This window comes from Adlercreutzia sp. ZJ141, from assembly GCF_011038965.1.
Taxonomy (GTDB): domain Bacteria; phylum Actinomycetota; class Coriobacteriia; order Coriobacteriales; family Eggerthellaceae; genus ZJ141.
Map to the genome: position 1 here is coordinate 17508 of NZ_JAAKEB010000009.1, position 10934 is coordinate 28441.

Sequence of the window (10934 nt, forward strand, 5' to 3'; positions counted from 1 at the left end):
GGGGTAAACGATGGAAGCTAAAGCTATTGCACGTTTCGTGCGCGTTTCTCCCCGCAAGGCGCGCATTGTCGTCGACCTGATTCGCGGCAAGTCCGTTCCGGCAGCGCAGGATATACTCGCGTTCACGGACCGCGCCATTGCGGAAACCGTATTGAAGACGCTGAACTCTGCGGTTGCCAACGCTGAGAACCTGCATCACGTCCGTCCGGACTCGCTCATCGTGAAGACTGCCTTCGTTGACGAGGGTCCCACGATGAAGCGCATCCGCCCGCGTGCGAAGGGTTCCGCATCCCGTATCCGTAAGCGCACAAGCCACATTACTATTGTCGTTGGAACTCGAGAGGAGGCATAAGCGCATGGGTCAGAAGGTAAGCCCCACCGGGTTCCGTCTCGGCATCACTGAGGATTGGCGCAGCCGCTGGTACGCCGACAAGGATTACGCCAAGAACCTTGAGAACGATCTCGCCATCAGGAAGTTTTTGAACAAGCAACTCGAGCGCGCAGCCGTCTCGAAGGTTGAAATCGAGCGTGCCGGTGACAAGGTGAAAATTGTCATCACCACTGCTCGCCCGGGTGTGGTTATCGGCAAGAAGGGCGCCGAAATCGACGCGCTTCGCAAGAAGCTCGAAACCATTGCCGATGGCACGGTTTCGGTCGAGGTCGTTGAGATCAAGCGTCCCGAGCTCGACGCCGTACTCGTTGCGCAGTCTATCGCCGAGCAGCTTGAGGGACGCGTGGCCTTCCGCCGCGCGATGCGCAAGGCCGTGCAGTCTGCTCGCAAGAGTGGCGCGAAGGGTATCCGTATTCAGTGCTCCGGCCGTTTGGGTGGCGCTGAGATGAGCCGTCGCGAGTGGTACGGCGAGGGTCGTGTTCCGCGTCATACCCTGCGTGCCAAGATCGACTACGGCTTCGCCACGGCTCGCACCACGATGGGCGCTATTGGCGTTCAGGTGTGGGTGTACCATGGCGATGTTCTGCCGGGCCAGAAAGCTCCGCAGCCCGCGCTCGAAGGCGGTTCCCGCCCGAGTCGCCGTCGCAACGATCGTAACGAGAGGGGGCGCAAGTAATGCTCGTACCTAAGCGTGTAAAGCACCGCAAGGTGCAGCGTGGCTCCATGAAGGGCAAGGCCAAGGGCGGCACCCGTCTGAACCATGGCTCTTATGGCATCCAGGCTCTGGAGGCCGCATGGATCACCAACCGGCAAATCGAGGCAGCTCGTATCGCCATGACCCGTCACATGAAGCGTGGCGGCAAGGTGTGGATCACCATCTTCCCCGATAAGCCCATCACTAAGAAGCCGGCTGAAACCCGCATGGGTTCCGGCAAGGGCAACCCGGAGGCATGGGTGGCTGTGGTTAAGCCGGGCCGCATCATGTTCGAGATTGATGGCGTCGAAGACGAAGTCGCTCGTGAGGCTCTCCGTCTGGCTATCAACAAGCTGCCCATCAAGTGCAAGATTGTGACCCGTGAAACGGAGGGGCAGGAGTAAATGAAACCAGCAGAGATTCGTGAGCTGTCTGCCGACGATTTGCAGGCCAAGCTCAAGGAGGCGCGTGCAGAGCTATTCAACCTGCGCTTCCAGATGGCAACGAGCCAGCTTGACAATACCGCCCGCGTAAAGCAGGTTAAGAAGGACATCGCGCGTATCCAGACCGAGATGCGTGCTCGTGAGCTGAGCGCTTAAGGCTTGGAAGGTTGGATACAATGAGCGAAGAACGCAATAACCGAAAGGTACGTCAGGGTGTCGTAGTCAGTGCTGTCAACGACAAGACCATCGTCGTGCAGGTGAAGGAACGTAAACCCCATCCCGTCTACAAGAAGATGATGACCTTCACGAAGAAGTTCCATGCCCATGATGAGAAGAACGAGGCCGGTGTAGGCGATACCGTTCGCATCATGGAGACTCGCCCGCTGTCCAAGATGAAGCGCTGGCGTCTCATGGAGATTGTCGAGAAGGCAAAGTAATCGGGCTTCATGCCGTTACGATTACCGATTCGAAAGTTAGGTTGAAGCAATGATTCAGATGCAATCCATGCTCGCAGTTGCCGACAACTCCGGCGCGCGCAAGGTGCAGTGCATCAAGGTTCTGGGCGGCTCGAAGCGCCGTTACGCAGGCCTCGGCGATGTCATCATCTGCAGCGTTAAGGAAGCGATGCCGAACGGCAACGTGAAGAAGGGCGATGTCGTGCGCTGCGTCATCGTTCGCGTGAAGAAGGAAGTTCGCCGCACCGACGGCAGCTACATCAAGTTCGATCAGAACGCCGCAGTTCTCATCGACAACAATGGCGCTCCGCGCGGCACCCGCATCTTTGGGCCCGTTGCCCGTGAGCTGCGTGAGAAGAAGTATATGAAGATCGTGTCTCTGGCACCGGAAACGCTGTAGAGGGGGTGCGCAATGAATAGCATGCATGTCAAGAAGGGCGACACGGTACGGATCATCGCTGGCAAGGACAAGGGCAAGGAAGGCGAGGTCATCCGTGCCATTCCGCAGCGTCAGCGCGTTGTCGTCGAGAAGGCAAACATGGTCAAGAAGGCCATGCATCCCACTCAGCAGAACCCGCAGGGGGGCATCATTTCCATCGAGGCTCCGTTGCACGTGTCGAACGTGAAGCTTATTTGCCCCGAATGCAAGGAGGCCACTCGCGTCTCCAAGCGCATCAACGAGAACGGCAAGAAAGTTCGCGTTTGCAAGAAATGCGGGAAAGACATCGACAAATAGTCGGAATCAAGATACAATATCGAGCCTGCGCGCCTTATCGGTGCGCAGGCTGATGTTATGACCCCGGTATGTTCGGGGACGCAGGGTCGGAAATCCTGCGTTTAATTCATCGAAAGGTAGGAAATAACATGGCTATGCCTCGTCTCAAGGAGAAGTACAGAAACGAGCTGGTTGCCAAGCTGAAAGACGAGCTTGGCATCGCAAATGTGAACGACGTTCCGCGTCTTGAGAAGATCGTGGTGAACATGGGCGTCGGTGCTGCTGCGTCCGACCACAAGCTGCTCGATGCCGCTATGAACGATATGCGCATCATCACTGGCCAGCAGCCCATGATCACCCGTGCTCGCAAGTCTATTGCTGGCTTCCATGTACGCGAGGGTATGGCAATTGGTTGCAAGGTTACGCTGCGTGGCGATCGCATGTGGGAGTTCCTCGATCGCCTGCTGGCAACCGCTTTGCCCCGCGTTCGCGACTTCCGTGGCATTTCTCCGACCAGCTTCGACGGTCGCGGCAACTACACGCTCGGCATTACCGAGCAGCTGATCTTCCCTGAGATCGACTACGACAAGGTTGATCGCACCCGCGGTATGGACATCACGTTTGTTACCACCGCGAAGAACAACGACGACGCATTCGCGTTGCTGTCTGCGCTCGGCTTCCCGTTCAAGGCGAAGTAACCACCACCGTCTTTTCGGGGTGTGGGGGAAAGTGATCTTCCCCTTTAGTAAATCTGCATTCGAGCCCGCTTCATAGGGAAGCGGGCTGGATATGAGAAAGAAGGAAATGCATGGCTAAGAAATCGATGGTCGCCAAGGCCAAGCGTGAGCCGAAGTTCTCCACGCGTCAGCATAATCGCTGCACGCGTTGCGGACGTCCTCGCGCGTACTACCGCAAGTTCGGTCTGTGCCGCATCTGCTTGCGCGAGTTGGCTAACAAAGGCGAACTGCCCGGCGTGACCAAGGCTTCGTGGTAAGCGAAAACAAGGCAACGTACGGGTGGGCCGCGGTTAAGGCGGAGGCGCTATGGGTGCCGACGAACCGATTCGCGTAGCCCATCACGAACCAAAGGAGAAAACAACAATGACCATGACCGACCCCATTGCAGATATGCTTACGCGCGTGCGTAACGCAAACTCTGCCGGCAAGCAGACGGTAGCAATGCCGTCCAGCAAGAAGCTTGTCGAAATCGCCCGCATCATGCAGGAAGAGGGCTACATTCAAGGCTATGACGTCATCCCTGGCGAGCCGCGTGCTACGCTTGAGATCACGTTGAAGTACGGTGCCAAGAAAACCAAGACCATTCGCGGTATTAAGCGCATCTCTAAGCCGGGCCTGCGTATTTATGCCGGCAAGGACGAGCTGCCCCGCGTACTCGGCGGCCTGGGCACCGCAATTGTATCCACGTCCAAAGGCGTGATGGCTGACCGTGATGCTCGCAAGCTGGGCATCGGCGGTGAGGTCATCGCCTATATCTGGTAGGAAGGGGAGGATAGATATGTCTCGTATCGGCAAACAGCCTATCGCCATTCCTGCCGGCGTTGACGTGACCATCGAGGGCGCGACTGTTTCGGTCAAGGGCCCGAAAGGCGAGCTTTCCCGCACGCTTCCCGGAATCATGATCATCGAGCGCGAAGGTGACGAGATCATCGTTAAGCGCCCGGATGACACCCGTGAAGCTCGCAGTTTTCACGGTCTGACCCGTACGCTGATCGCCAACATGATCGAGGGCGTTACCAACGGTTATACCAAGAAGCTTCAGATGGTCGGCGTTGGCTACCGTGCCGCTCTGAAAGGTGCCGACCTTGAGATGCAGCTCGGTTTTTCCCATCCTGTTCACGTCGAGTGCCCCGAAGGCATCACCTTCACGGTGCCCAGCCCCACGGAGATCATCGTGAGCGGCCCCTCGAAAGAGCAGGTCGGCCAAGTTGCAGCAAACATCCGCAAGTGGCGCAAGCCGGAGCCTTACAAGGGCAAGGGTATTCGTTACGAGGGCGAGCATGTCCGTCGCAAGGTGGGCAAGTCCGGCAAGGGCGACAAGTAGTAGCCACGTGCGTTTGATAGTGAAGGGATAATCATGAACAAGCTTCAGAAAAAGCAAGCTGCGCTGGCCCGTCGCCATCGTCGTGTTCGCGGCAGGATTTCTGGCACCGTGGCGCGTCCGCGTCTGTGTGTGACCCGCAGCAATTCCAATATGTACGTCCAGCTGATTGATGACAAAGCTGGTAATACGATCTACGGCGTGTCTACGCTCGGCCCCGAGTTCAAGGCAACGGGCAAGAACGGTGCGACCGTTGAAGGCGCTGCCGCTCTGGGCAGCATCGTTGGCAAGAACGCTTTGGACAAAGGCATTACTGAGGTCGTGTTCGACCGTGGTGGCCACCTGTATCACGGTCGTGTCAAGGCTCTGGCCGAGGCAGCCCGCGAAGCAGGCTTGAAATTCTAGAAGGGGTTTAGGTCTATGGCTCGTAACAAGCAAGACAATAACGCCGCAGTTCCCGAGCTCGAGGAACGCGTCGTCTACATCAATCGCGTCTCCAAGACCGTCAAGGGTGGTCGTCGCATGGCGTTGACCGCGCTGGTGGTTGTCGGCGATCGCAATGGTCGCGTGGGTGTTGGCATGGGTAAATCCGCCGAAGTGCCTATCGCCATCCGTAAGGGCACTGAAGATGCCAAGAAGAACATGTTCACCGTTCCGCTCACCGAAGCCAAGACGCTTCCCCATGACATCCTGGGCGAGTTCGGTGCGGGCCGCGTGCTCATCAAGCCGGCTACTCCTGGTACCGGTGTTATCGCTGGTAGCGCCGCTCGTGCCGTCATGGAGCTGGCGGGCGTGGAGAACGTGTTCGCCAAGTCGCTGGGCACCGACAACGTGCTGAACGTCGTGAAGGCCGCTGCTGAGGGCTTGAAGAACATGCAGAGCCCGCAGCAGGTTGCCGAGCGCCGTGGCATCTCCGTCGCCCAGATCTATGGCTGGAAGGAGACGAAGTAATGGCAGAGGAAAAGAGGACCCTGCGTGTCACGCAGGTAAAGAGCGCCATCGGTCGCCCCGCTGACCAGGGCCAGACCCTGCGTGCGCTTGGTTTGGGTAAGATCGGCCGCACGGTTGATCAGGTTGACAACGAGAGCGTTCGCGGTATGATCTTTAAGGTTAAGCACCTCGTGGAGGTCGAAGAGCTGTAAGCTCTTCAGAGTATGTAGTGCACATTCGGCGCGCCTTCAGCGAAGGTGCGCCGAATGTGTAGTTTTGGAAGTTTGCTGGCGGCGAGCTGCCAGCACGGATCTTTAAGATTCGAAGCGAACAGAGGAGATGTATTCATGGAAATCAAGGATCTGAAACCTGCTGAGGGCTCTCGTAAGAACCGCAAGCGCGTTGGCCGTGGCCCTGCTTCTGGTTATGGCAAAACGTCCGGCCGTGGTATGAATGGCCAGAAATCCCGTGCTGGCGGTGGCAAGGGTGCTGGCTTTGAGGGTGGTCAGACTCCGCTTGCGCGTCGTCTGCCGAAGCTCCCTGGTTTTAATAACATCAATCGCGTTGAGTATCTACCGGTTAACGTGAAGCGTCTCGAGGAAAAGTTCGAGGCCGGCGATGTGGTTGATGGTGCCAGCCTGAAGGCGAAGGGTATTATCAAGCATGAGGATGCATTGGTGAAGGTTCTGGGCGACGGTGAAATCACCAAGGCCCTCACCGTAAAAGTCGACAAGGTGTCCGCTTCCGCCAAGGCAAAGATCGAGGCGGCTGGAGGAAAGGTCGAAGAGCCTTGCTAAGCTCTATTATCGATGCGTTCAAGGTGCCTGAGCTGAGGAAGAAAATCCTCTTTACGCTCAGCATCCTTGCGCTGTACCGTTTGGGGTCCTATATTCCAGTACCGGGCGTGCCCTTTAAGGCGTTTGCTGCGGCATTCCAGGATTCCGGCGTGTCAATGACCATGCTCGACTTATTCTCGGGTGGTGCGCTGTCGAACTTCTCGGTGTTTTCACTGGGTATCATGCCCTACATCACCGCGTCGATCATCATGCAGCTCATGCAAGGGGTCATTCCTGCCGTGGGTCGCTGGGCACGCGAAGGCGAGACGGGTCGCAGGAAGATCACCCAGATCACGCGTTATCTGACGCTGGTTCTTGGCCTGATCAATGCGATTGGCTACTTGCTGCTGTTTAAGTCGTCTGCGTACGGCGTCGTGTTCACCGATCAGATTCCCGAAATTGTAACCGATATCATTGTTGTGTTTACGTTGGTTGCGGGTACGGCTTTCATCATGTGGATGGGCGAGCTTATCACGCAGCGCGGCATCGGTAACGGCATGTCGCTCATCATTTTCGTGAGTATTGTGAGCCGTGTGCCTTCCGCGATCTTCCAGTCGATAAACCTCACGGCTGACAAAGGTATGGGCGTTGCGATCACGCTGCTCATCATTGCGGTGGTATTGGTGTGCGTACCGCTGATCATCTTTGTTGAGCGTGCTCAGCGCCGCATTCCGGTGAACTACGCGAAGCGCGTGCAGGGACGCAAGATGATGGGCGGTCAGTCAACGTACATTCCGCTGAAGGTGAATGCTGCAGGCGTTATCCCCATCATTTTCGCGAGCTGCCTGATTTACTTCCCGGCTCAGTTGGCGGCGTTGTTTAACGTGAGTTGGCTGACGTCATTCGCAAACGCTGTGTCGACTGGTTGGGTGAACTGGATCCTGACCGTGCTGCTCATCGTGTTCTTTGCGTACTTCTACACCTCAATGGTGTTCAATCCGGAAGAAACGGCTGACAACATTCGCAAGCAGGGCGGCTTTATTCCGGGCATCCGTCCGGGTTCTGCGACGGTCACCTACATCAAGAACGTGTTGCGTTATGTAACGCTGCCGGGTGGCTTGTTCATTGCGGCTATTGCCGTGCTGCCGACCATTATCTTCTACTTTACCGGCAATCAGCTGATTCAGTCGTTTGGCGGCACGTCGATTCTCATCATGATCGGCGTTGCGCTCGACACCATGAACAAGGTGGAAAGCCAGCTGAAGATGCATAACTACGACGGCTTCTTCAAGTAGGGGAGAAAGGAAACCGCTCATGAACATCGTTTTGCTGGGAGCACCGGGCGCTGGCAAGGGAACGCAAGCTGCGAAGTTGGTAGAGGACTGCGGATTGTGCCACATTTCCACGGGCGACATTCTGCGTGCTGCCGTGAAGAACCAGACTGAGCTGGGCATAAAAGCGAAAGGCTACATGGACGCCGGCGAATTGGTGCCCGATGACCTGATTATCGATCTCATGAAGGAGCGCATCCAGCAGCCTGATGCGGCTAAAGGAGCGATCCTCGACGGTTTTCCGCGCACCACGACCCAGGCGGTTGCACTCGACACGATGCTTGCTGAGCTTGAACGTCCACTGGGTGCGGCATTGCTCATTGATGTCGATGCTGAGGTAATCGTCGGCCGTCTTACGTCTCGCCGTATGTGCAAAGCGTGCGGGTTCATTGGCTCGAAAGCCGATGCGGTATGTCCGAAGTGCGGTGGTGAAATGTACCAACGCGATGACGATAACGAAACCACCGTTCGTAACCGCTTGGATGTGTACGAGAAGTCTACATCTCCGCTTGTTGACTACTATCGGGGATGTGATCTGCTTGTGTCCATTGATGGCGATCGCGATCCCAATGAAGTGTACGCCGACGTAAAGAAGGCGTTGAATCTGTAATCTGTAGATTGCACGTGTCGTACGAACGTGTACGTTGCATGACGCGCGACAAGCTATTACTTCACGCTACAGGTTGTGCTGCCACAAAATCATACGCCAACAAAGAAACCGGGTGCTCAGGCAGTCCGGTTTCTTTGTTGTGGAAACACTGATTATTTCCGTCAATTCTACGAACGCAGGGCTGACGGAGTTAATCAGTGTTTCCCTCAATATCGGCAGCGGGGATGCTAGGTTCGCTATAATGCACCAACAATGCCAACCGTAAGACAGAACATATCGTATTATGCTGAAGAGTACGCCGACCGCTATGGGGCTGGCACGTCACGCGTGCTGAAGCATCTCGCTATCGTAGTGCTTGCGGCTCTTTTGCTTGAGGTGTTCGTCTTTAATATGAACTACTTCATTTCCGCACAGTACAACACGATATCCTTACATGATCGCATTTCACTCGATACAGCAAGTGACGGAACCTTCAAGCTGACCGAAGCAGACAACGTTATGGAGTTCTCTGGTCTGAATACCGAGGTTCACAACGTTAAAGTCGATTTCTATGCGCCGCAGTCCGCTAAAGTGGTGAACTTGAAAATCCAGTTCACTGATGAAGCACACAAGACGTACTTCGATTCAACGGAGTATACGGTAGGCATTCCTATTGCGCAGGTTTCCACGAAATCGGACGAAAGTGAATACATCAACATCCAGGCAAGCGGGTTGGTTGATTCCTTACGCATCGAAGTGGTTGGCGAGGATGTGAGCTATCCTATCAAGGTTGAGGATGTGTCCATCAACGCACATTGTCCGTTCCGCTTCAACGTGCTGCGATTCTTCGCGGCCGCAGGTATATTGCTTTTAGCGGGGTTGTTCAGGCCTCGAGGTGCGATCTACCGTATCGGTATCGTTGAACATGCGCGGCTCTCGAAGGCGGTCATAACTGCGGTGGCGGCAGTGGAGATCGTGCTCGGCGCGGCGTTTTTGCTGTTTGGCTCGAACTTGGTTGGTGTGGCAACCTCGTCGTATAACTACGGGTCGTGGGATGGCGTAAGTATTGTTAACACGTTTGAGGTGGGGGGCGATAACGCGCAGCAGTACGCTGAGCTAGCGAAATCATTCGCTAATGGAAAGCTCTATCTCGAAGAAGAACCGCCACAGTGGCTGCAAGACATGGACGAGCCGTACGATCGCGGTGCACGTGCTGAATTGGAAAAGCAAACCGGCGAGCAGTACCTATTCGACGTTGCGTACTACGAGGGCAAGTACTACGTGTATTTCGGCGTGGTGCCGGTTTTACTGTTCTACTTGCCGTTCTACCTTCTGACAGGTGCGAACTTCCCTACGGCTATCGGCGTGTTGATAACGTTCATCGCGTTCGTGCTGGGGTGCACAGCGCTGCTCGATCGGTTTGCGCGGTACCATTTCAAGCACGTGAGCTTAGGGTTGTATTTACTGCTTCAAATCCCGCTCGTTGCCTGTTGCGGTTTTTTGTACCTGCTGAAGTTCCCTACGTTTTATTCGCTGCCCATCGCGGTGGGCTTGGCGTTTTCTGTGTGGGGTCTGTATTGCTGGATGCGCGGGCGTGCTCATGAGTGCCCAGGTGGGTGGTACTTTGCGGGCAGCTTGTGTATGGCGCTTGTCGCGGGATGCCGCCCGCAATTGCTCGTGTTGTCGTTTCTGGCGTTTCCGCTGTTCTGGCGACGCTACATTACCAAAGGGCGGTTGTTCACGCGTCGCGGCTTCTTCGAGTTCATGTGTCTCATAGCGCCTTATTTTATCGTTGGCGTTGGCATCATGTGGTACAACTGGGCACGCTTCGGCTCGGTAACTGACTTCGGGGCGAATTACAACCTCACAGTAAACGACATGACGAAGCGCGGATGGAACATGGGTAGGTTTCTGCCGGCGGCGTTCGCGTATTTCCTGCAACCTCCCTGTGCAACGGGTGTGTTTCCCTTCTTGCAGCCAGTGGTGTTTGAAACCACGTATATGGGGCAGACCATCAAGGAAGTAACATTCGGTGGCATCTTTGCGTGCTTGCCTATTCTGTGGGTATTGCTGTTCTCGCGCAGCATCCTGCGTATGCGCTTCGCGCAGCGCGCCACACGCACCGTCGCTGGCGTCATCATAGCGCTTATTGTGGGCGGTGTGGTGGTGGCGCTCGCTGATGCCCAGATGGCAGGCATTCTGCAGCGTTATTACGCCGATTTCAGCTTCATGTTCCTTGCTGCTGCAGTTCTACTCGTCTTTGTTGCGAACGAGGGCATGAAACCGGGCTCGCAGTTGCATAATCAACTGATGAAGGGCTTGTTGTTACTGGTGGCATTGTCGGTTACCTACGTGATACTCATGTGCTTCGTTGCAGAAACGGGATGGTATTCAAGTGTGTATGCGTGGGCGTACCAGGATATTCTGGAAGCCATCATGTTCTGGACGTAACGGCAAGCTATGGCAAGCTCGATCGAATAGCCAAGCTCGTTTCTCGAGCGTTTTCGGTCCCAAGACACAGCCCATTTACCGAGTCGAGCGATCGTTTTTCA

General features: G+C 55.8%; 18 protein-coding genes. All 18 read left to right on the forward strand.

Annotation, left to right across the window (positions count from 1 at the left end):
- The first annotated feature begins 10 nt into the window (after positions 1 to 10).
- The 18 genes from rplV (at position 11) to G7Y44_RS05755 (ending at position 10833) form a co-directional block, all read left to right on the forward strand.
- Positions 11 to 352, forward strand: a complete 342-nt coding sequence (gene rplV, locus G7Y44_RS05670; RefSeq protein WP_165044674.1) for a 50S ribosomal protein L22 — start codon at positions 11 to 13, stop codon at positions 350 to 352.
- A 4-nt stretch (positions 353 to 356) separates the two neighbouring features.
- Complete coding sequence (gene rpsC / locus G7Y44_RS05675; protein WP_165044675.1) at positions 357 to 1067, forward strand: 30S ribosomal protein S3; 711 nt, start codon at positions 357 to 359, stop codon at positions 1065 to 1067.
- Entirely contained in the window at positions 1067 to 1489 is a 423-nt protein-coding gene (gene rplP / locus G7Y44_RS05680) for a 50S ribosomal protein L16 (protein WP_165044676.1), read from the forward strand. The genes rpsC and rplP overlap by 1 nt, the downstream gene beginning before the upstream one ends.
- Complete coding sequence (rpmC, locus tag G7Y44_RS05685; RefSeq protein WP_165044677.1) at positions 1490 to 1684, forward strand: 50S ribosomal protein L29; 195 nt, start codon at positions 1490 to 1492, stop codon at positions 1682 to 1684. It begins immediately after the preceding gene.
- 20 nt (positions 1685 to 1704) lie between these two features.
- Complete coding sequence (rpsQ, locus tag G7Y44_RS05690; protein ID WP_165044678.1) at positions 1705 to 1965, forward strand: 30S ribosomal protein S17; 261 nt, start codon at positions 1705 to 1707, stop codon at positions 1963 to 1965.
- Between the two features lie 49 nt (positions 1966 to 2014).
- Positions 2015 to 2383, forward strand: coding sequence for a 50S ribosomal protein L14 (rplN, locus tag G7Y44_RS05695; protein WP_165044679.1), 369 nt, complete (start codon positions 2015 to 2017; stop codon positions 2381 to 2383).
- Positions 2384 to 2395: 12 nt separating this feature from the next.
- On the forward strand, positions 2396 to 2719 hold the full coding sequence (rplX, locus tag G7Y44_RS05700; RefSeq protein ID WP_165248272.1) for a 50S ribosomal protein L24: 324 nt from the start codon (positions 2396 to 2398) through the stop codon (positions 2717 to 2719).
- 128 nt (positions 2720 to 2847) lie between these two features.
- Positions 2848 to 3396, forward strand: coding sequence for a 50S ribosomal protein L5 (gene rplE / locus G7Y44_RS05705; protein WP_165044682.1), 549 nt, complete (start codon positions 2848 to 2850; stop codon positions 3394 to 3396).
- A gap of 110 nt (positions 3397 to 3506) precedes the next feature.
- Positions 3507 to 3692: a type Z 30S ribosomal protein S14 gene (locus G7Y44_RS05710; RefSeq protein ID WP_101723122.1), complete on the forward strand. Its 186-nt coding sequence runs from the start codon at positions 3507 to 3509 to the stop codon at positions 3690 to 3692.
- 106 nt (positions 3693 to 3798) lie between these two features.
- Positions 3799 to 4197, forward strand: a complete 399-nt coding sequence (rpsH, locus tag G7Y44_RS05715) for a 30S ribosomal protein S8 (protein ID WP_165248361.1) — start codon at positions 3799 to 3801, stop codon at positions 4195 to 4197.
- 16 nt (positions 4198 to 4213) lie between these two features.
- Positions 4214 to 4759 (forward strand): 50S ribosomal protein L6, encoded by a 546-nt coding sequence (rplF, locus tag G7Y44_RS05720; RefSeq protein ID WP_165248274.1) that lies wholly within the window; start codon positions 4214 to 4216, stop codon positions 4757 to 4759.
- Positions 4760 to 4792: 33 nt separating this feature from the next.
- A complete protein-coding gene (gene rplR / locus G7Y44_RS05725) occupies positions 4793 to 5161 on the forward strand; it encodes a 50S ribosomal protein L18 (RefSeq protein ID WP_165044686.1) in 369 nt (122 codons plus the stop codon).
- 15 nt (positions 5162 to 5176) lie between these two features.
- Positions 5177 to 5707 carry a 30S ribosomal protein S5 gene (gene rpsE / locus G7Y44_RS05730; protein WP_165044688.1) on the forward strand — a complete coding sequence of 177 codons (531 nt, stop codon included), beginning with the start codon at positions 5177 to 5179 and terminating at the stop codon, positions 5705 to 5707.
- Positions 5707 to 5898, forward strand: a complete 192-nt coding sequence (gene rpmD / locus G7Y44_RS05735) for a 50S ribosomal protein L30 (RefSeq protein WP_165044690.1) — start codon at positions 5707 to 5709, stop codon at positions 5896 to 5898. The genes rpsE and rpmD overlap by 1 nt, the downstream gene beginning before the upstream one ends.
- A gap of 135 nt (positions 5899 to 6033) precedes the next feature.
- Complete coding sequence (gene rplO, locus G7Y44_RS05740; RefSeq protein ID WP_165044692.1) at positions 6034 to 6483, forward strand: 50S ribosomal protein L15; 450 nt, start codon at positions 6034 to 6036, stop codon at positions 6481 to 6483.
- On the forward strand, positions 6477 to 7757 hold the full coding sequence (gene secY / locus G7Y44_RS05745) for a preprotein translocase subunit SecY (RefSeq protein WP_165248276.1): 1281 nt from the start codon (positions 6477 to 6479) through the stop codon (positions 7755 to 7757). The genes rplO and secY overlap by 7 nt, the downstream gene beginning before the upstream one ends.
- Positions 7758 to 7776: 19 nt before the next feature.
- A complete protein-coding gene (locus G7Y44_RS05750) occupies positions 7777 to 8403 on the forward strand; it encodes an adenylate kinase (RefSeq protein WP_165044696.1) in 627 nt (208 codons plus the stop codon).
- Between the two features lie 252 nt (positions 8404 to 8655).
- Complete coding sequence (locus G7Y44_RS05755) at positions 8656 to 10833, forward strand: cytochrome C oxidase Cbb3 (protein WP_165248278.1); 2178 nt, start codon at positions 8656 to 8658, stop codon at positions 10831 to 10833.
- The last annotated feature ends 101 nt before the right edge of the window (positions 10834 to 10934 follow it).

Coding starts and splice junctions, on each gene's coding strand:
- rplV (WP_165044674.1), top strand. CDS start 11: ATGGAAGCTAAAGCTATTGCACGTTTCGTGCGCGTTTCTCCCCGCAAG.
- rpsC (WP_165044675.1), top strand. CDS start 357: ATGGGTCAGAAGGTAAGCCCCACCGGGTTCCGTCTCGGCATCACTGAG.
- rplP (WP_165044676.1), top strand. CDS start 1,067: ATGCTCGTACCTAAGCGTGTAAAGCACCGCAAGGTGCAGCGTGGCTCC.
- rpmC (WP_165044677.1), top strand. CDS start 1,490: ATGAAACCAGCAGAGATTCGTGAGCTGTCTGCCGACGATTTGCAGGCC.
- rpsQ (WP_165044678.1), top strand. CDS start 1,705: ATGAGCGAAGAACGCAATAACCGAAAGGTACGTCAGGGTGTCGTAGTC.
- rplN (WP_165044679.1), top strand. CDS start 2,015: ATGATTCAGATGCAATCCATGCTCGCAGTTGCCGACAACTCCGGCGCG.
- rplX (WP_165248272.1), top strand. CDS start 2,396: ATGAATAGCATGCATGTCAAGAAGGGCGACACGGTACGGATCATCGCT.
- rplE (WP_165044682.1), top strand. CDS start 2,848: ATGGCTATGCCTCGTCTCAAGGAGAAGTACAGAAACGAGCTGGTTGCC.
- G7Y44_RS05710 (WP_101723122.1), top strand. CDS start 3,507: ATGGCTAAGAAATCGATGGTCGCCAAGGCCAAGCGTGAGCCGAAGTTC.
- rpsH (WP_165248361.1), top strand. CDS start 3,799: ATGACCATGACCGACCCCATTGCAGATATGCTTACGCGCGTGCGTAAC.
- rplF (WP_165248274.1), top strand. CDS start 4,214: ATGTCTCGTATCGGCAAACAGCCTATCGCCATTCCTGCCGGCGTTGAC.
- rplR (WP_165044686.1), top strand. CDS start 4,793: ATGAACAAGCTTCAGAAAAAGCAAGCTGCGCTGGCCCGTCGCCATCGT.
- rpsE (WP_165044688.1), top strand. CDS start 5,177: ATGGCTCGTAACAAGCAAGACAATAACGCCGCAGTTCCCGAGCTCGAG.
- rpmD (WP_165044690.1), top strand. CDS start 5,707: ATGGCAGAGGAAAAGAGGACCCTGCGTGTCACGCAGGTAAAGAGCGCC.
- rplO (WP_165044692.1), top strand. CDS start 6,034: ATGGAAATCAAGGATCTGAAACCTGCTGAGGGCTCTCGTAAGAACCGC.
- G7Y44_RS05750 (WP_165044696.1), top strand. CDS start 7,777: ATGAACATCGTTTTGCTGGGAGCACCGGGCGCTGGCAAGGGAACGCAA.
- G7Y44_RS05755 (WP_165248278.1), top strand. CDS start 8,656: ATGCCAACCGTAAGACAGAACATATCGTATTATGCTGAAGAGTACGCC.